The 17,387-nt window shown below is 62.7% G+C and carries 17 protein-coding genes and 1 pseudogene; 14 read left to right on the forward strand and 4 right to left on the reverse strand.

All coding sequences use genetic code 11. From position 1 onward, the window contains the following. Positions 1-58: 58 nt before the first annotated feature. Positions 59-1,564, reverse strand: a complete 1,506-nt coding sequence (locus HGQ17_RS05495; RefSeq protein WP_168886962.1) for an acetyl-CoA hydrolase/transferase family protein — start codon at positions 1,562-1,564, stop codon at positions 59-61. A gap of 163 nt (positions 1,565-1,727) precedes the next feature. Then, positions 1,728-2,324, reverse strand: a complete 597-nt coding sequence (locus HGQ17_RS05500; protein WP_168886963.1) for a TetR/AcrR family transcriptional regulator — start codon at positions 2,322-2,324, stop codon at positions 1,728-1,730. Positions 2,325-2,412: 88 nt separating this feature from the next. Here HGQ17_RS05500 and HGQ17_RS05505 point away from each other — a divergent pair, with 88 nt between their 5' ends. From HGQ17_RS05505 to HGQ17_RS05520, 4 genes are all read left to right on the forward strand, one after another. After that, positions 2,413-3,435 carry a hypothetical protein gene (locus HGQ17_RS05505; RefSeq protein ID WP_168886964.1) on the forward strand — a complete coding sequence of 341 codons (1,023 nt, stop codon included), beginning with the start codon at positions 2,413-2,415 and terminating at the stop codon, positions 3,433-3,435. An 87-nt stretch (positions 3,436-3,522) separates the two neighbouring features. Then, entirely contained in the window at positions 3,523-5,508 is a 1,986-nt protein-coding gene (locus tag HGQ17_RS05510; protein ID WP_168886965.1) for a bifunctional metallophosphatase/5'-nucleotidase, read from the forward strand. Between the two features lie 42 nt (positions 5,509-5,550). Continuing rightward, entirely contained in the window at positions 5,551-6,153 is a 603-nt protein-coding gene (locus HGQ17_RS05515) for a TetR/AcrR family transcriptional regulator (RefSeq protein ID WP_168886966.1), read from the forward strand. Between the two features lie 105 nt (positions 6,154-6,258). After that, positions 6,259-6,813: an ester cyclase gene (locus HGQ17_RS05520; protein ID WP_168886967.1), complete on the forward strand. Its 555-nt coding sequence runs from the start codon at positions 6,259-6,261 to the stop codon at positions 6,811-6,813. On the opposite strand, the gene HGQ17_RS05525 is transcribed toward HGQ17_RS05520, so the two are convergent. Then, positions 6,709-7,410: a hypothetical protein gene (locus HGQ17_RS05525; RefSeq protein WP_168886968.1), complete on the reverse strand. Its 702-nt coding sequence runs from the start codon at positions 7,408-7,410 to the stop codon at positions 6,709-6,711. The genes HGQ17_RS05520 and HGQ17_RS05525 overlap by 105 nt on opposite strands. Positions 7,411-7,493: 83 nt before the next feature. Here HGQ17_RS05525 and HGQ17_RS05530 point away from each other — a divergent pair, with 83 nt between their 5' ends. Together HGQ17_RS05530 and nudC are read left to right on the forward strand one after the other, a co-directional pair. Continuing rightward, entirely contained in the window at positions 7,494-8,132 is a 639-nt protein-coding gene (locus tag HGQ17_RS05530) for a TetR/AcrR family transcriptional regulator (protein ID WP_168886969.1), read from the forward strand. Positions 8,133-8,142: 10 nt separating this feature from the next. Continuing rightward, on the forward strand, positions 8,143-9,126 hold the full coding sequence (nudC, locus tag HGQ17_RS05535; RefSeq protein WP_168886970.1) for an NAD(+) diphosphatase: 984 nt from the start codon (positions 8,143-8,145) through the stop codon (positions 9,124-9,126). A gap of 27 nt (positions 9,127-9,153) precedes the next feature. On the opposite strand, the gene HGQ17_RS05540 is transcribed toward nudC, so the two are convergent. Beyond that, positions 9,154-9,759 carry a TIGR03085 family metal-binding protein gene (locus HGQ17_RS05540; RefSeq protein ID WP_168886971.1) on the reverse strand — a complete coding sequence of 202 codons (606 nt, stop codon included), beginning with the start codon at positions 9,757-9,759 and terminating at the stop codon, positions 9,154-9,156. A gap of 90 nt (positions 9,760-9,849) precedes the next feature. On the opposite strand from HGQ17_RS05540, the pseudogene HGQ17_RS05550 reads away from it, so the two are divergent. The 8 genes and pseudogenes from HGQ17_RS05550 to HGQ17_RS05585 all read left to right on the forward strand — a co-directional run bounded on the left by HGQ17_RS05550 (position 9,850) and on the right by HGQ17_RS05585 (position 17,174). After that, a pseudogene (locus HGQ17_RS05550) lies at positions 9,850-11,157 on the forward strand (FAD-dependent monooxygenase). Then, positions 11,054-11,266 (forward strand): heavy-metal-associated domain-containing protein, encoded by a 213-nt coding sequence (locus HGQ17_RS05555; RefSeq protein WP_168886974.1) that lies wholly within the window; start codon positions 11,054-11,056, stop codon positions 11,264-11,266. Before HGQ17_RS05550 ends, HGQ17_RS05555 begins: the two are co-directional and overlap by 104 nt. 2 nt (positions 11,267-11,268) lie before the next feature. Then, positions 11,269-11,433, forward strand: coding sequence for a hypothetical protein (locus tag HGQ17_RS14995; protein WP_211090451.1), 165 nt, complete (start codon positions 11,269-11,271; stop codon positions 11,431-11,433). Continuing rightward, the gene (locus HGQ17_RS05565; protein WP_168886975.1) at positions 11,423-13,735 is read left to right on the forward strand and encodes a heavy metal translocating P-type ATPase; all 2,313 of its coding nucleotides are present in this window, start codon (positions 11,423-11,425) and stop codon (positions 13,733-13,735) included. Before HGQ17_RS14995 ends, HGQ17_RS05565 begins: the two co-directional genes overlap by 11 nt. A 25-nt stretch (positions 13,736-13,760) precedes the next feature. Then, positions 13,761-14,036 (forward strand): YHS domain-containing protein, encoded by a 276-nt coding sequence (locus HGQ17_RS05570; protein ID WP_168886976.1) that lies wholly within the window; start codon positions 13,761-13,763, stop codon positions 14,034-14,036. A 52-nt stretch (positions 14,037-14,088) separates the two neighbouring features. Continuing rightward, positions 14,089-14,694 (forward strand): DUF305 domain-containing protein, encoded by a 606-nt coding sequence (locus tag HGQ17_RS05575; RefSeq protein ID WP_168886977.1) that lies wholly within the window; start codon positions 14,089-14,091, stop codon positions 14,692-14,694. A 7-nt stretch (positions 14,695-14,701) separates the two neighbouring features. Continuing rightward, on the forward strand, positions 14,702-16,861 hold the full coding sequence (locus HGQ17_RS05580; RefSeq protein ID WP_168886978.1) for a heavy metal translocating P-type ATPase: 2,160 nt from the start codon (positions 14,702-14,704) through the stop codon (positions 16,859-16,861). 10 nt (positions 16,862-16,871) lie between these two features. Beyond that, the gene (locus HGQ17_RS05585) at positions 16,872-17,174 is read left to right on the forward strand and encodes a metal-sensitive transcriptional regulator (protein ID WP_168886979.1); all 303 of its coding nucleotides are present in this window, start codon (positions 16,872-16,874) and stop codon (positions 17,172-17,174) included. The last annotated feature ends 213 nt before the right edge of the window (positions 17,175-17,387 follow it).

A 17,387-nucleotide genomic window follows, 5' to 3' on the forward strand; every position in this document is an offset into this window, starting at 1 on the left:
CTGCGAGTCTTGCCCTTGAACATTGGTTGAAGGCAAGACCCACAGGTAGGCGATCCGGTTACATATGTCCTTCGGCCTGGAACTTCTGGTGCCAGCTCAGTGCCTCGGCCAGCAGATGCGGGGTGTGCTGGCCGTTGGGGTTCTCAGCCACCGCACGGTCGAAGTAGTCCTGCAGGCCATCCCGGTAATCGGGGTGGGCGCAGTTGGCGATGATCCGCCGGGCTCGTGCTGTGGGCGAGAGTCCGCGCAGATCGGCCAGGCCCTGTTCGGTGACCAGGATCTGGGTGTCATGCTCGGTGTGATCGGTATGCGAGGCGAAAGGCACAATCGCCGAGATCGCCCCGTCCTTCGCGGTGGAGGGTGAGACGAAGAAGTTGAGGTAGGCATTGCGGGCAAAGTCTCCGGAGCCGCCGATGCCGTTGATCACCGAGGAGCCCATCACGTGGGTGGAGTTCACATTGCCGTAGATATCAGCTTCAACCATGCCGTTGATGGCGATCAGGCCGAGTCGGCGGATCACCTCGGGGTGGTTGGAGATCTCCTGGGTGCGCATCAGGATCCGACCTTTGTACTCCTCGGCCTTGGCGTTGAAGGCCTCGGCCCGTTCGGCCGAAAGGGAGAACGATGTCGCTGACACCGCAGTGAGCTTGCCGGTGTCGATGAGGTCGAGCATCCCGTCCTGGATGACCTCGGTGTAAGCGGTGAGGTTCTCGAATTCGGAGTGGGCGAACTCGGCCATCACCGCGTTTGCCACATTCCCAACCCCGGACTGGATGGGCAGCAGATTCTCGGGCAGCCGATCGTGCTGGATCTCATGACGGAGGAAGTCGACCACATGTTCTGCCATCGCCTTGGAGGACTCATCCGGGGATTTGAAGGGCAGATTGCGGTCAGGGGCGCTGGTCTCGACGATGGCGACGACCTTGTCAGCATCCACCCGCAGATAGGGGTCTCCGATGCGCTGCATGGGGTCGAGGATCTGGATGGGCCGGCGCTCGGGAGGCAGGCGGGTGCCGTAGTAGACATCGTGGAAGCCCTCATAGGCGCGGGGGTGCCAGTCATTGACCTCGAGGATGACCTTATCGGCCAGTTCCAGCCAGGACTTGTTATTGCCCACCGAACTTCCCGGCACCACCATGCCGTTGGGCAGTACGGCGGCGACCTCGACGACGGCGACGTCGATATTCCCGTAGAAGCCGAACCATGCCTGCTGGGCGGAGTGGGAGAGGTGGGTGTCGACGTATTCGGTGGCACCGGTGTTGATCGCCTTGCGCAGCGCCGGATCGGACTGGAAGGGCAGGCGCTTGCGGATGGCTCCGGCCTCGGCGAGCACGCCGTCGAGTTCGGGTGCGGTGGAGGCGCCGGTGAACAGTTCGATGCCGAAGTCCTCGCCGCGTTCCTGTGCGGCTTTGGCGTTCTCAGCAATGGCGGCCGGGACTGCTTTGGGGTATCCGGCTCCGGTGAAGCCGCTCATGCCGACGCGGTCGCCGTCGTTGATATAGGTCGCAGCTTCCTCAGCGGAGGTGACCTTGCTGCTGAGCACAGGGCAAGTGATTCGGGTCATCGGTGTATTTCTCCAGTAGGTACATCGGGCCTGAGCCTGTGGTGACACAGACCTCCCTACCCTATGCCCCATGTCACGCTCGTGGTCCAATTTTGACCGCTCATGACGCAAAATCGACCGTTCATCATGTTTCGAATCACATTTGAACGCGGGGTTGCGCCGGTTACGAGGCCTTCAGGAGGCTCCGCAGGGTCTCGTAGAGCAGAGGTTTTTCGACGGCGACCTCGAAGCTCTCATCAGTGCCGACCTGACCGGCGAAGCCGTCGATGATCACCATGACCCAGGCTGCCAGGCGTCCCGCACTGAGGTCAGTGCGCACCAGCTCCGCCTGCTGGGCCCGGTCGAGCCATTGGGTAAGCGCTTCGCGGTTATTGCGACCCAACTCAGCCAGCAGAGCTTGGACGCGCTCCCCGTGCCCTGGGCTGTTGACCGCGGAGATGAAACCGGCCGCACGGGGGTCCTCCAAATCGGCCAATTCGTGGTCGACGTATTCCCAGATGACCCCGAGGGGGTCGGTGCGCTCGGCCCGTTGGGCGAAGAATTCCTGGGCCTCGGTCAGTGAGAGCTGCAGGATCCCCTCGAGGAGGTCAGATTTTTTCGGGAAGTAGTGGAAGAAAGTCCCAGAGCTGATGCCCGCCTCGCGGCAGATTCCGGCAGTAGTTGCCCCGGCATATCCCTGGCGGGAAAAGACGGTGAGACCGGCGTCAATGATCTGCAGGCGGCGCGCCTGATGGCGGTCTGGATCAATGGGCCGTGCCATATCGGCACCTCCTTCCCGAGGGACTGATTGCCACCCCATTCTCACATTATCCCTATTATTAGAGTACACACTCTGCTAACCTGAGCTCATGCTTCCACTGCGACAGAGAATCCTGCCGATCCTGGGGGTGCTGCTGGCTGCACCTATCACTGCGGAGTTCCTTCAGGCGTATCTGACCCTGACCGGGGAGACCCTGATGCTGGTCTGGGCAGTGGTTTTCCTGGCACCGCTCTACGGAGGGGCCGCCCTGCTGATCCGAGAGGTCACCGTTCGCTGCGGCGGCGGATGGGCAATGACCCTATTACTGGCGGCTGCCTTCGGTATGGCGCTTCAGACCGTGGTGGATCTCTCGATGTTCGCCGAGGACTCACCGGATGTTCCGTACTGGTCGCAGATCCGTGAACCGACTCTGATCCCGGGCCTGGAGGTCAGCGCCTTAGCGGGCCTATCCTGGATGCTGGGGCATGTGATGCTGAGCGTCGCTGCACCCCTAGCCCTGCTCTACGCTCTGGCTCCGGCCCATCGGGGACGGCCTCTGCTGGGGCGGATCGGCATCCCCGCCTTCACCGCCGCCTGGTTCTTCCTCGCCTGGCAGATTCACCTCGATGCCCAGGAGATGTTCGGGATCACCGCCACACCTACCCAGTGGGTTGGCTCCCTGGCCGTCGTCGTCGTTCTGATTGCTCTGGCTTGTCTCCCCCGCTTCATCGGGCAGAGGCGAGAGCCGGCGAGTCCGGCAGGTGATCTGAGGCGTATCCCCCTGGGGGTGGTGGCGGTGGCAGCGATTCTGCTGAAGATTGCTATGGACCTCATGCCTTCCACCTGGGCTGGCTTCAGTGCTCTGGTGGCGCTGACCACGGTCACAGCCATCGCCTTATTGATGGCTGACAGGCATCTGAACTGGGGGCCGGCGGAGATCGGCATGCTCGGCATCGGGGTGATCATCGGTGCAATCCTCATTGGCTTCCTCGCACCCCTGCCGCCGGGGGTGAGCATGGCCGCGAAGCTGACTCAGAACAGCATTCTGTTGGTGGCCGCAGTGGGGCTGCTGGTGTTCACCGCCCGGCGCACTGGACGTGAACACCAGAGGGCACCGGAACCGGTGAAGTGAACCGGTGGTGAAGGTTCTTCGACCAACTCCTGAACTGGTCCCGCGACTGATCTGATACTCCGATTGCGGTGCCTAGACTAGGTGTCGATGACTGCATCGGAGCACCGTTTTTCGCTGACCATGACCGCCATCGCCTCCGCCGCCGCGCTGCTGCTGACCAGCTGCGCAGGGGATGACTCACCTGAGGAGGGCACCGATTCCGACGCCCAGGCAGAGGGCACCGATTCCGACGGCGCAGACCCCGGCGAGGGCGACCAGCTGGCGATTCTTGCCATGAACGACTTCCATGGTGGGCTGGCCACCGCCCGCGAACTGGCCTGCACTGTTGAAACTCAGCGGGAGGCTTATCCCGATCATCTGCTGGTCTCAGCAGGCGACGACGTCGGGGCCAGCCAATTCGAGTCCTCCATTCAGGATGATGAGCCGACACTGGATTTCTTCAATGCCCTGGAGGTGGATGCCTCCGCGCTGGGCAATCATGAGTTCGATGAGGGTTACGCCGATATCACCGATCGGCTCCAGCCCCATGCTGAGTTCGACCACCTCTCGGCAAACCTTTTCGAGGCCGATAGTGATGAGCGGGCCGCCGATCCCTATGAGATCTACGAGGTCGGTGGTCTTGAGGTTGCGGTCATCGGCGCCGTCACCGATGACACCCCGGAATTGGTCGTGGCCGAAGGTGTCGCCGATGTGGAGTTCCGCGATCCCATTGATTCGGTCAATGAGGTGATCGCGGAGGAACTGGAGGAGGTCGACGTCGTCGTCGCGGCCTTCCATGAGGGTTCACCCAGTGACGCGGACTGGGGCGAGGTGCCCGAGGACGACTGGGCCCAGCGGCTGCAGCAGGATCTGGCCGAGGAGGTCGACGTCGTTCTCGATGGTCACACTCACAACGAGTACGGCTACCTCGCAGAGGGGCTTGCGGTGGTGCAGACCGGGGCGAATGCCGCGAATCTGGGGCAGGTTCTGGTGACCGTTGACCCCGAGACCGGTGAGGTCACCGCTCATGAGCCGGAGCTGCTGCCGGTGGCCGATGCTGATCTGGAGGCCTGCGCAGATTTTGAGCGCTTCACCGCCGCTGAGGAGGTTGTCACTGCCGCTGAGGACTATGCCGAGGAGGCCGGCAGTGAGGTGCTGACCGGTCAGGAGGGTTATCTGACCACCGCCTGGGGTGCTGATCGGGCGGAGTATGTCGATGGCATCTGGACAAGTGATGAGGCCGGCCACGGTGATGAGCGGGGCTATCAGTCGGTGCTGGGTGGTTTCACCGCCGATTTCATCCAGGAGCTGGACTGGCCTGAGGAGATCACCCCGGATTTCTCTCTGATCAATGCCGGTGGCATCCGGGACGATATCCGCCAGGATGACTCCGGTGAGGTCACACTGCGCGATGCCTTCGGGGTGATGCCCTTCAATAACCGGATGAGCGTGGTGGAGCTGACCGGTGAACAGGTCTATGACCTCTTGGAACAGCAGTGGGGTGAGGAGGGCTACCACCAGCTGGGCTTCTCCTCAGCGCTGAGTTACACCTTCGATGAGGAGGCAGAAGCCGGGGAGCGAATCACCTCGGTCAGTGTGGACGGAGAACTGGTTGATGAATCCGGGACCTACTTAGTGGGCGTGCAGGAATTCCTGGCCGATGGCGGCGATGGGTTCACCGTGCTGGCTGAGGGTCAGGATCGGCATAACACTGAGATCATCGACTCCGAGGTCTGGCCCGATTACCTCAGTGAGCAGGAGACCTTGGATCCCGATTACGGCCAGCGGGCCGTTGAAGTCTCTGGCTTTGACCCGGCTGAACCGGTCTCCCCCGGTGATGAGCTGAGCTTTGAGGTCGGGGCGGTGCACAGTATGAGTCTGGGAGCCCCGGAGGTCATCGAGGTGCAGGCCGTGATTGAGCAGGGCGAGCAGGAGCATGAGCTTGCAGCTGCCGACTACACCGTCGAGGAAGGCCAGGGCTCCGCTGAATTCACCGCGGATATCCCCGGGGAGCTGGAGTCAGGCGATGCGGTGCTGGTACTGACCGGTGATACCGGTGGCACCAGGGCTGAAGTTCCGATCACTGTGGAGTGATCCCCTGGCCGCCGGTGGGCCCGGGTATGAAAATATGTGCTCATGCCCAAGAAGGTTGACCACCAAGAGCGTCGGGAATTGATTGCGGCCGCATTGATGCGGGTCGTGGCAGATCAGGGCCTGGAAGCCGTCAGCCTGCGTCAGGTTGCTGCCGAGGCCGGAGTGACCGGAGGGATGGTCCAGCACTATTTCCCGAATAAGGACGCCATGATGGACTTCGCCATGGCGGCTGCCAGCTCCCGCTATGAGCAGCGGATCGGGGCTGCCACGGCCGAGCTGGGCGAGGCCCCCTCACCAGTTCAATCGGCAGAGACAATATTGGGCTGCTTGCTGCCGGCCGATGAGCAGGGACGACGCGACGCTCGGGTTGCTTTGGCGTTTATGTCCTATTCGGCCGTGCGCAAGTCAGCCTCCGAATCTTTGGCGGCTGACAATACGGGCATGCAAGGGGTTATCGCCGATCTGTTGCGCTCGGCCCAGGCATCAGGGATGGCCCCTGAGGATCGCGACCCGGAGGCAGTCGGGGTTGCGCTGATGGCGCTGACCGATGGCTTGAGCATCCACATCATCAGCGCCGGACTGTCACATCAGACCGCGGCACAAATCCTGCGATCTGAGGTCCGCCGGGCCTTTGGCGAGGCCTAACCCAGGGTTCACATTGCACTTGCATTGCAAAACGCTCAAACTCTGCGTAGTATTTATTGCAGTCGCAATGTAAAAATCGTTGCCCTAGTGAATGGAGCCGCAGAGATGACTGCCACCGGCACCCGCACACCTCGGATCCAAGCCAATGTTGACCTCATTCTGGAGGCATTCGAGGCACTGGCACGCCAAGACATGGACGCCTGCCTGGCCGTGATGGCGGAGGACTTCCGCATCAATATCGCCGGCATGCCGTACCAGAAGCGCGGCAAATCAGCCTGGAAGAAGAACTTCGCCACGATTTTCACCGGCTTTCCGGACTTCACTCCGCATATTGAAGATGTGGTGGCAGAGGGCAGCAAAGTGGTGGTCCGCGTGCGGTTTACCGGTACCCACCTCGGCGAGTTTCTAGGCATTCAACCTACTGGGAAGAAGTTGAACTATCTCAGCACTGAGATTTATGAGATCAGGGATGGGGTAGTCACCGAGGAGTGGATCTGCTCGGATTCAATGACGATGATGACCCAGATCGGGGCGGTCTCCTCAGCTCGACTGGCCTCAATGTGGCTGGCTGGCTACCGCATGTGGTTCGCCCTGGCTGCCGGAGCCATTGGCGGCGTGGCGGCCGGCTTTGGTGCCGCCCGCCTGCTGGACAGCCCATAGGAGACAGCCGCCCACCAACAGTAATCCATGCAGGATGCGCAGGGCATCTGGGGCAAAGAACTGCGGTAAATAGAGCGCTATCAACACTGCAAGGGGAAACCCTGCCCAGCGCATGCGCGGTGATCTCCAGGCATCACGGGCCACCAGGGTTATCGCCACAGCGGCGATGATCAGACCGGCACCAAAGAGCCCCAGCGCGGTGGCTTCTCCTCGAATAGCCTCTTCCAGGTCCAACAGAGAGAGGTCTCCGCGCTCCTGGGCTGCGGCAGCCACAACATGAAGACCGAAGGTTTCAGCTCCATAGAACGGCAGCAGGGCACTCACTCCGAGGCCGAGCAGCAGTTTTGCCGTGAGCGCCACTGCTGGGGTGGCGATGACGGCGGCAAGCAGCAGCGCCCAGCCAAGCATTCCGCTGACATGCGAGATCACCCAGAAGGGGTCAGCGAATGCCTCGGCCATGGCCTCGACATTGGCGGAGCCGTCGTCGTCGACCTCTTTGTCACCCCAGGGTCGGAGGATCGGGAAGGTGGCGAATGCCAGGCCCGAAAGCACAGCGAGACCACCAGCCAGCCAGCTGCCTCCAGAATGCCGTTCCATAACCACCCCTTCTTCAGTGAACACTGTTCTCCCAATAAGAGTAGCAGAATTGTGAACAGTGTTCACTGAATTATGATGGCCAGATGGGAACCCGCAGTGAGGCCAAGGAGAACACCCGACAGCAGTTGCTGCAGGCGGCCAAGGATGTGGTCAGCAGTCAGGGGCCCACGGCTTTATCTCTGCGCGATGTGGCCCGTCGGGCCGGCGTCGTACCCTCGGCTGTCTACCGGCACTTTGAGTCCCGGGATGCACTGCTGACGCAGTTGATTCTTTATGCCTACACCGGGCTGGCGGAGCATTTGGAGACTGCAGTAGCCAGCAGTGAGGGACATGGTGCCTGGCGGACCGCGGCGAATGCACTCCGGGCCTGGGCCCTGGCCAATCGCCATGAGTTTCTGCTGATCTACGGCACCCCGGTTCCGGGGTACCGAGCACCGGAGGCCACAATCTCCGCGGCCGTCCGAGTTGCTGCGGTGTTCATCTCCAGGACACCGCAAGAGGCCGGGCCGCCAGCTGATCCAACACTGCGGAAACAGCTGACGGCCCCGGCTGCGGATTTTGGGGTCTCGGCGGACGGGTTGGCCCATGCACTGGCTGAGGTGTCTCAGCTAGTGGGGGCGCTGATCCTGGAACTTGGTGGACATTTCGTCGGCACCGCGGATCCCGCTGATCAGCTCTGGGACCACATCCTCACACGGCAGTCACTAGGCGGAACCGGTTAGCGTAGTGCTTATGCCGACACCACCGCAGACCAGTGACCGTCCTGAGCAATGGCTCGACCTCCCCCAGTCCCAGCACCTGATTGACCGGCGGGCCAGTGAACGGGAGCAGGCCGACTGGCTGCAGCATGTCTGGGGCTCCCCCAATACGCTGGTTCTCCGCTTGCGGCAGCGTCGGGCACCGGTTCCTGCACAGCCTTCTGCCGATTCCCCGGGGTTGATCCTGCAGCCTCCTGCAGGTGCCCTCCCCGAGGGCCTGGTGTACCTCGGTGCAGCCCGGGAACCCGAACTCTATGGGGTCACAGCCACTGACCGTGACGAGCCAGTGCATCTACTCGTTGAGGCCGCAGCTGAGGAGACAGAAGAGGACCCCGAGGTCTCCTGGGTTTCCCTGCGCGCTGCCTTAGCTCTGCTGGAGCCGTTCTATCTGGGACTTTTCACCCAGGCCCTTGCCATCTCCAATTGGCATGCCACCGCCGTCTTCTGCGGCACATGTGGAGACCGGACAGTATCGAGATCCTCAGGCTGGATGCGTTTCTGTTCGAGCTGCTCGACAGACCATTTCCCGCGGATGAATCCGGCGATCATCACCGCCGTGGTCGATGATCAGGACCGGCTGCTGTTGGGCTCTGCCTACCAGTGGGAGGAGCGCCGCTACTCGACCTTCGCCGGGTTCGTCGAGGCCGGCGAGGCCCTGGAGGACACGGTGGTCCGTGAGGTGCAGGAGGAGGCCGGCGTCGTCGTCCGTGAAGCTCAGTATCTGGGCTCCCAACCGTGGCCGTTTCCGGCTCAGCTGATGCTGGGGTTTGTTGCTCGTGTGGAGAGTGCAGATACAGCAAGGCCCGACGACGACGAGATTCGCTCCGTCCTGGCCTTCACTCGTCAGGAACTGGCTGAGGCGGTCAGCACCGGTGAGGTGAAGATCCCCCTGCGTGGTTCGATCTCGCGGGCCCTGATTGAGCACTGGTACGGAGCCCGGATCCCCGATCCTCAGTAGACCACGCAGTCGCCCGGTCCACTGGGCTCAGTGGTGGTTGATGTCCACCTCGGCCACGCTTTTGCGGCCGAAGGCCCAGAGCACCAGTTCCTCCGGAGCTCCCTGGATGACACACAGGGGGTCGGTGGGCTTGCCACGGGTCACGGCTCCATGGCGAGAGCTTATGAAGGTGATGCGCTGGCGCTGCGAGCGCGCTCCCAGCAGGAACAGTGCCTGCGTTCCCTGTTTCCACAGTTGGGCTTGCACTTCTGCGCTGACGGTTCGCCGGTTATCGGGGGTAAAGTCAGGCTGAGCCCGGAGCACATCCTCGGTGTGGACGTAGAACTCTACGGTGTTGGTGAGATTATCCACCGGCTGCAGTCGTGTTGGTGACCAGGCCGGTGCCCCGGCTGCGATTCGGTCGATCAGGGCCTGATAGTCAGTGCGCTCGAGCTCACGGAGTGCTGCACGGGCCCGGGCGCCCACTACGGGAAGCCGCTCCCCCGCTAGGAGGTCGGGGCGTGAATCACGCACCACAATGTGAAGGGCAAGGTCCTTTGCGGCCCACCCCTCACATAGCGTGGGTGCATCCTCGGGAACGCTGCGAAGCGCTTCGACCAGGGCTTTCCGCTCGTCAGCTGCAGTGTGGGCCATAAGTGCAGTCTACGCCTGACTTTTCCGCACAGGCAGCCCATTTGGCAGGTGTAGCATCCTGTCTGGACGCTGCGTTCGGAAGGAACGGTCATGAAACAGCATGCTGTTGTGGTGGGTGCGGGACTGGCGGGCCTTGCTTCAGCGATCTCCCTGTCACTGTCCGGCTGGCGGGTCACCGTCCTGGAACGTTCGGCGACCCTTCAGGAGGTGGGTGCGGGTTTCGCGATGTCCCGCAATGCTGTGGCCGCTTTCCGTGGTTTGGGATTCGACGATGGCGCGGTGGCAGCTCTCGGTGCTCCCACCTGGGCCAGTGGAACCTGGACCGCCCAGGGGAAACCCTTGATGACGGTTCAGCAGACCCCTTCGACCCAACTGATCGGCGTGCATCGTCGTCGCCTGCACCAGATGCTGCACCGCCGTGCCGATGACCTGGGCGTGGAGATCATTACCGAATCCCCCGTGACTGCCCTGCAGCCTGGCGCCCCAGGGGAAGATCCCGCCTAGGTGTCGGGGAGGACTGCAGATCTTGTCGTCGCAGCTGATGGTATGAGAAGTGCGGTTCGGGGCCTGCTCTACCCCGAGAGCCAGGCAGCCTATAGCGGATATTCCAGTTGGCGAGCGATTGCACCGCGTGGCCGGGATGAGGATTCACTGCGTCAGTTCTGGGGCCCGCATGCTGAATTTGGTGTGATGCCAGTTTCAGAGAATGAGACCTATTGGTATGGCTATGTGGCGATGCCGCAGCGCAGCACTGTGGCCGATGAGCTTGGGGCCGCCCTGGAGAGATTCCAGGGGTGGGCTGATCCCGTACGTGATGTTCTGCACAGGACACCTGCCGAGGCGGTCATGCGCCACGATGTCCATCACATCCCGGGCGGAGTGCCCACCTACTACTCGGGGCGCGTTGTGATGGTCGGCGATGCCGCCCATGGTTTCCTGCCCACTATGGGCCAGGGCGCGGCAACTGCGCTGGAGGACGGTCTCTGTGTTGGTCGGCTGATCGGCGCGCCGGTCGCGGCCGGGGGTGATCTCGCTGCGGCTTTGGCCGATTTTGATGCTCAGCGCCGCCCGCGTTGTCAGAGCTTGGCCCGGCGGCGACACCGGATTCCAGCAGGCCTTCGGCTTTGCCGCAGCCGCAGCCCTCATCGCGGCAGTCATTACACTTGCAGCGATCCCACCCCACCGTCCCGCCCCAGCCTGATTACGGGGCCAACCAGGGCTCACTCTTTACATGAGATACCCTTACCGGGTATAAGTAGAGCTACCCCTAGGGGGTATCAGAAAGAGAGGGACAATGAGCACAACCACCACGTACACCGTGACCGGAATGACCTGCGGGCACTGCGAAAGCTCCGTCCGGGCCGAAGTCTCACAGCTGCCTGGAGTCACCGGGGTTGATGTCAGCGCGAAGACAGGAACGCTGACGGTCACCGCAGAGAACACAGTCAACGACGCCGAGGTGATCGCCGCTGTTGACGAAGCCGGCTACACCGCGGCCAGGAGCTGACCATGAACGCCCCTGCACGACTCAGCTTGTACGGCACAGGACTGGTTGCTGTGTTCATCGCAGCGTTCTTCACCGCCGGGGCTGTCGTTCCCGAGGAGACCGTGCAGAACTGGGTGGATGACACCTCGCAGAGCGAGCATCACGGGGAGGACGGCCATGACCGCTGAAACAACCAACCCGGCCAACATCGAGTTGCAGATCGGCGGGATGACCTGCGCCTCCTGCGCGATGCGCATTGAGAAGAAGCTCAACAAACTCGACGGTGTGGAGGCCAGCGTCAACTACGCCACCGAGAAGGCCCGTATCACCTCCAATGGTGGACTGGACCCCCAGGTGCTGATCACCGAGGTCGAAAAGACCGGCTACACCGCCACACTGCCCGCTGCCCCGGAAGATAAGACCGACTCGGGTGACGACGACGATTCGGTTGAGGACCAAGAGCTGGTGGTGCTGCGTCAGCGGCTGATCGGTGCCGCAGTCCTTTCGGTGCCGGTGATCGCCATGGCGATGATCCCGGTCTTGCAGTTCGACTACTGGGGCTTCGCATCCCTGGTGCTGGCAGCCCCAGTGGTGGTGTGGGCCGGGTGGCCCTTCCACCGGGCTGCGCTGATGAATCTGCGCCACGGGGCAGCCACGATGGACACCCTCATCTCAGTAGGCACCACCGCGGCACTGATCTGGTCGGTGGTGGCCCTGTTCTTCGGCACTGCCGGCCAACCCGGAGTGGTGCATCCGTTTGAACTGACCATCTCCCGCAGTGACGGCCTGGGGCATATCTACCTGGAGGTCGCCGCCGGGGTGATCACCTTCGTGCTGCTGGGCCGGTATTTCGAGAAACGTTCCAAGCGCCGGGCTGGTGCCGCCCTGCGCGCCCTGCTGGAGCTGGGAGCCAAAGAGGTCGCCGTGCTCCGCGACGGTGCAGAGCAGCGGATCAGCGTCGATGATCTGACCGTGGGCGATGAGTTCGTGGTCCGGCCCGGGGAGAAGATCGCCACCGACGGTGTAGTGGTCTCCGGGACAAGCGCGGTGGACGCCTCCATGCTCACCGGTGAATCGGTCCCGGTGGAAGTCACCGAAGGCGATGCGGTGACCGGAGCCACCGTCAACGCCGGAGGCCGCCTGATCATCCGGGCAACCCGGGTGGGCTCGGATACCCAGTTGGCGCAAATGGCCAAGCTGGTCGAGGACGCCCAATCCGGCAAGGCAGAGATTCAGCGCCTGGCCGACCGGGTCTCCGGAGTGTTTGTGCCGGTGGCCATCGCCATCGCCGTCGCCGCACTGGGGGCCTGGCTAGGTGCTGGATTCCCTGCCTCGGCAGGGTTCACCGCTGCGGTGGCTGTGCTGATCATCGCCTGCCCCTGCGCCCTGGGGCTGGCGACCCCCACCGCCTTGTTGGTCGGCACCGGCCGTGGCGCTCAGCTGGGGATTCTCATCAAAGGCCCGGAGGTGTTGGAGTCCACCCGCAGGACCAACACCGTGGTCCTGGATAAGACCGGCACTGTCACCACCGGGAAAATGACCCTGGAAGACGCCCTCCCCGCCGAAGACACCAAAAGGGATGAGCTGCTGCGGCTGGCCGGCGCAGTCGAGGACGCCTCCGAGCATCCCATCGCCCAGGCCATCGCCACAGGAGCAGTCACCGCGACGGGAGCTCTGCCAAAGGTGGAGTCCTTCGAGAACATCGAAGGTCGCGGTGTCCAAGGCATCGTGGAGGGCCACACCGTGCTGGTGGGGCGTGAGTCCCTGCTGGCCAATTGGGGCCAGCACCTCGATGAGCAGTTAGCAGCGGCCAAGCAGCAGGCGGAGTCCCAGGGTAAAACTGTGGTCGTAGTCGGCTGGGACGGTAAGGCCCGGGGCCTGCTGGTAGTGGCTGACCAGATCAAACCCACCAGTGCCGAAGCCATCGGCCACTTCAAACAGCTCGGCCTGACCCCGGTGCTGCTGACCGGCGATAACCAACGCGTCGCTGAGCAGGTCGCCGCCGAAGTCGGGATCGATGAGGTGATCGCTGAAGTCCTGCCCCAGCAGAAGGTCGATGTCGTAGCAGGCCTGCAACAGCAGGGTAAGACGGTGGCGATGGTCGGCGATGGTGTCAACGACGCCCCTGCCCTGGCCCAAGCCGACCTCGGACTGGCCATGGGCACAGGGACCGACGTGGCCATCGAGGCCGCCGACATCACCCTGGTGCGTGGAGACCTACGGGCTGCTGCTGATGCGATCCGGCTCTCCCGGAAGACCCTCGGGGTGATCAAGACCAACTTGTTCTGGGCCTTCGCCTACAACACCTCCGCCATTCCGCTGGCGGCCTTCGGCCTGCTCAACCCCATGCTGGCCGGGGCGGCCATGGCCTTCTCCAGTGTCTGCGTGGTGACCAACAGCCTACGACTGCGCCGCTTCAAGGCCCAAGCCGACCGTGCCGCCTCAGATGCCCCTGTCACAGAAATCAATACTCAGACCATCAAGGCCTGAACACCATCACCGAAAGGACCAGACCATGACCACTCACCACTGCGGGGCACACTCCCACGCCTCCGAGAACCACTCCGACCATCACGGCCATAGCCAAGCACCGTCCCCGGAGAAGCTGGCCGCAGCATCCTCCGAAGAAGTCGCCGAATGCCCGGTGATGGAAGGCACCCCAGTGATCAAAGCTGAGGCAGAACAAGCGGGACTGTACCGGGATTACCAGGGCAAGCGGTATTGGCTGTGCTGCGAAGGCTGTGGACCACTCTTTGATGCTGCCCCCGAGGAATATGCGCATTCCGCCTGAGCAACGAGCACCTCATGCCATCGGACACGAATCAACAGGAAGGACCAGCTCGATGAGATTCCGTCATCCTGCCACCCTCGTCACCGCCCTCACTTTGGCCGCCGTGTTGGCCGCCTGTAGTCAGAACGACCAGCAGGAAACTGATGAGTCCGACCATGGTGAGCATTCCGCCGAAGAAGTCTCCGGCGAGTTCAACGACGCAGATGTCGAATACGTCTCAGGCATGATCGTCCACCACGAACAGGCCGTCGAGATGTCGGACATCCTGTTGGCCAAGGACGATGTGGACACCGATGTCGCCTCTCTGGCTGAGGAGATTCGGGACGCTCAGCAGCCCGAGATTGATCAGATGGTCACCTGGCTGCAGGACTGGGGCCATGATCCCGAAGACGATCACGGTACCCATGGCGACCACGGGAACGGGCACGAGGGAATGATGAGTGACGACGACATCGCCGACCTTGAAGCCGCTCAAGGCGATGAGGCTGCACGCCTGTTCTTAGAGCAGATGATCGTCCATCACGAAGGTGCAGTCTCTATGGCTGAGGACCACCTGGCCGACGGGGAGAACCCCGAGGCCCTGGAACTGTCAGAAGAGATCATCAGCGTCCAGCAGGCTGAGATCGAACAGATGGAAGACCTGCTGGAGAACATATAGGACCCCCATGACCGAGCAGCATCACGGACACCATCACCACGCAGACCAGGACCACCCTGAGTCTCACCACGGGCATGCGATGCACCCCACAGCAGAGACCCCCCAGGGTCACGCCGCCCACGGCCACGACCAGCATCAGCATGATCACTCCGCGCATGCCGGACATGGCCACAGCGGACACGGGGGCCATGGTGATCACGTCGGGCAGTTCCGCCGGCTGTTCTGGATCATGCTGGCCCTGGCGGTACCGGTGGTGGGGTTCAACGAGATGTTCGCCCACCTGGTCGGCTACCACCTACCAGAAGCCGACTGGGTCTGGTGGGTCTCCCCCATCCTGGGCACAGTGATCTATGCCTGGGGCGGCTGGCCATTCCTCACCGGGGCGGTCTCAGAGATCCGCTCCGGCAAGCCGGGGATGATGCTTCTCATTGGGCTGGCCATCACGGTGGCGTTCATCGCCTCCTGGGGTGCCAGCCTGCACCTGCTGGATCACGAGCTGAACTTCTGGTGGGAGCTGGCCCTGCTGGTGGTGATCATGCTGCTGGGTCACTGGATCGAGATGCGATCCTTGGCCCGGACCAGTTCAGCTCTGGATTCGCTGGCCGCGCTGCTGCCGGATGAAGCGGAGAAAGTCACCGACCACGGGGTGGATAAGGTCTCCCCGGAGCAGCTGGCCCTCGATGACGTGGTGATCGTCCGCCCCGGTGCCTCTGTACCTGCTGATGGGCAGGTGATTGAGGGCTCGGCGAGTATGGATGAGTCGATGGTCACCGGGGAGTCCAAGCCGGTCCGTCGTGACGAAGGCGATCACGTCGTGGCCGGAACAGTGGCCACTGACTCCGGTCTCCGGGTACGGATTACCGCCACCGGAGACGACACCGCCTTGGCCGGTATTCAACGTCTGGTCGCTGATGCTCAAGCCTCATCCTCCCGGGCTCAGCGGATCGCCGATACAGCAGCAGGGTGGCTGTTCTGGTTCGCCCTGGTCGCCGCACTGATCACTGCAGCGGCCTGGGCAGTGCTGGGAATGCCTGATGCTGCTGTAGTGCGGACCATCACCGTGCTGGTGATCGCCTGCCCGCACGCCCTGGGTCTGGCGATCCCGCTGGTGGTCTCCATCGCCACCGAACGCGCCGCACGCGGGGGCGTGCTCATCAAGGACCGCCTAGCCCTGGAATCAATGCGCACCGTAGACGCAGTGCTCTTCGACAAGACCGGCACACTGACCAAGGGAGAACCTACCGTCACCGGGGTGGAACCCACCCCGGGATATACCGGCGACGAGGTCCTGGCTCTGGCCGCAGCGGCCGAAGCCGACAGCGAGCACCCGCTGGCCCGCGCCATCACCGGCGCAGCATCCCACCACAGTCTGGAGGTCCCCGCGGCCAAGGACTTCGCATCCTCACCAGCTGTAGGGGTCCGTGCCACAGTCAATGGCAACGTGATTCAGGTCGGTGGTCCCTACATGCTCAGCGAGCAGCACCAAGATGAGCTGTCTATCGCAGAGCAATGGAGGAACGAAGGCGCGATCATTCTTCACGTCCTGGTCGATGGCGAGGTCGTCGGCGCCCTGCGCCTGGCCGATGAGATACGTCCTGAATCCCACGCCACAGTCGAAGCTCTCCACGCCGTGGGCGCCCAAGTAGTCATGATTACCGGGGACGCCCAAGCAGTCGCCGAGACCGTTGCCACCGAACTGGGCATCGACCGGGTCTTCGCCGGCGTCCGGCCCGAAGACAAGGCAGCCAAGGTCAAGGAACTCCAACAAGAGGGGCAGAAGGTGGCCATGGTCGGCGACGGCGTCAACGACGCCCCAGCCCTGGCCCAAGCCGATGTCGGTATAGCCATCGGTGCCGGAACTGATGTGGCCATCGGCTCTGCCGGGGTGATCCTAGCCAGCTCCGACCCACGCTCCGTGCTCTCGGTGATCGACCTGTCTCGCTCCAGCTACCGGAAGATGAAACAGAACCTCTGGTGGGCAGCCGGCTACAACCTCGTCTCTGTGCCCCTGGCCGCAGGAATCCTCGCCCCTATCGGATTTGTCCTGCCTATGAGCATCGGCGCGATCCTGATGTCAGCCTCCACTGTCGTCGTCGCCCTCAATGCCCAACTGCTGCGCCGCCTGGACCTGCGGCCAGAAGTTTCCACCCGAAACCTCACCACTTAGGAATCCCCTCATGTCTACCGAAGCACCTGTCCAACACGGCTATATCAGTGACAAAGACCGCTACCTCGCACGGCTGAAACGCATTGAAGGTCAAGCGCGAGGTATCCACCGCATGGTCGAAGAAGATACCTACTGCATCGACATCCTCACCCAAATCAGCGCGTTGACTTCCGCCCTGGAGAACGTGGCGCTAGGGCTATTGGACGACCACCTCAAGCACTGCGTGGCTCATGCCGCGCAAGCCGGAGGCGCAACCGCTGACGAGAAGATCAATGAAGCTTCTGCGGCGATCGCTCGCCTCGTGAAGTCCTGAACCTGGGATCAGCCATGGATGGAGTAAGGGCATCTCCATTCATCTTGGGGCTGATGCAGGAACGGGTGACAGGTTGGGTTTCCTGTTCAGGCCGCTAGTGCCAGCGCCTGCGTGAGCAGTTTCTCCTCGTAGGGGATGAGGGTCAACTCCCGTTAGCTTCTAAGGGCACCAGTTCTCCGGCAGGATAAGTGGTGTTGTCCGGTCCGGCTCCTG

Origin of the sequence: Nesterenkonia sedimenti (assembly GCF_012641515.1) — a bacterium.
GTDB classification, from domain to species: domain Bacteria; phylum Actinomycetota; class Actinomycetes; order Actinomycetales; family Micrococcaceae; genus Nesterenkonia; species Nesterenkonia sedimenti.

Coding starts and splice junctions, on each gene's coding strand:
- HGQ17_RS05495 (WP_168886962.1), bottom strand. CDS start 1,564: ATGACCCGAATCACTTGCCCTGTGCTCAGCAGCAAGGTCACCTCCGCT.
- HGQ17_RS05500 (WP_168886963.1), bottom strand. CDS start 2,324: ATGGCACGGCCCATTGATCCAGACCGCCATCAGGCGCGCCGCCTGCAG.
- HGQ17_RS05505 (WP_168886964.1), top strand. CDS start 2,413: ATGCTTCCACTGCGACAGAGAATCCTGCCGATCCTGGGGGTGCTGCTG.
- HGQ17_RS05510 (WP_168886965.1), top strand. CDS start 3,523: ATGACTGCATCGGAGCACCGTTTTTCGCTGACCATGACCGCCATCGCC.
- HGQ17_RS05515 (WP_168886966.1), top strand. CDS start 5,551: ATGCCCAAGAAGGTTGACCACCAAGAGCGTCGGGAATTGATTGCGGCC.
- HGQ17_RS05520 (WP_168886967.1), top strand. CDS start 6,259: ATGACTGCCACCGGCACCCGCACACCTCGGATCCAAGCCAATGTTGAC.
- HGQ17_RS05525 (WP_168886968.1), bottom strand. CDS start 7,410: ATGGAACGGCATTCTGGAGGCAGCTGGCTGGCTGGTGGTCTCGCTGTG.
- HGQ17_RS05530 (WP_168886969.1), top strand. CDS start 7,494: ATGGGAACCCGCAGTGAGGCCAAGGAGAACACCCGACAGCAGTTGCTG.
- nudC (WP_168886970.1), top strand. CDS start 8,143: ATGCCGACACCACCGCAGACCAGTGACCGTCCTGAGCAATGGCTCGAC.
- HGQ17_RS05540 (WP_168886971.1), bottom strand. CDS start 9,759: ATGGCCCACACTGCAGCTGACGAGCGGAAAGCCCTGGTCGAAGCGCTT.
- HGQ17_RS05555 (WP_168886974.1), top strand. CDS start 11,054: ATGAGCACAACCACCACGTACACCGTGACCGGAATGACCTGCGGGCAC.
- HGQ17_RS14995 (WP_211090451.1), top strand. CDS start 11,269: ATGAACGCCCCTGCACGACTCAGCTTGTACGGCACAGGACTGGTTGCT.
- HGQ17_RS05565 (WP_168886975.1), top strand. CDS start 11,423: ATGACCGCTGAAACAACCAACCCGGCCAACATCGAGTTGCAGATCGGC.
- HGQ17_RS05570 (WP_168886976.1), top strand. CDS start 13,761: ATGACCACTCACCACTGCGGGGCACACTCCCACGCCTCCGAGAACCAC.
- HGQ17_RS05575 (WP_168886977.1), top strand. CDS start 14,089: ATGAGATTCCGTCATCCTGCCACCCTCGTCACCGCCCTCACTTTGGCC.
- HGQ17_RS05580 (WP_168886978.1), top strand. CDS start 14,702: ATGACCGAGCAGCATCACGGACACCATCACCACGCAGACCAGGACCAC.
- HGQ17_RS05585 (WP_168886979.1), top strand. CDS start 16,872: ATGTCTACCGAAGCACCTGTCCAACACGGCTATATCAGTGACAAAGAC.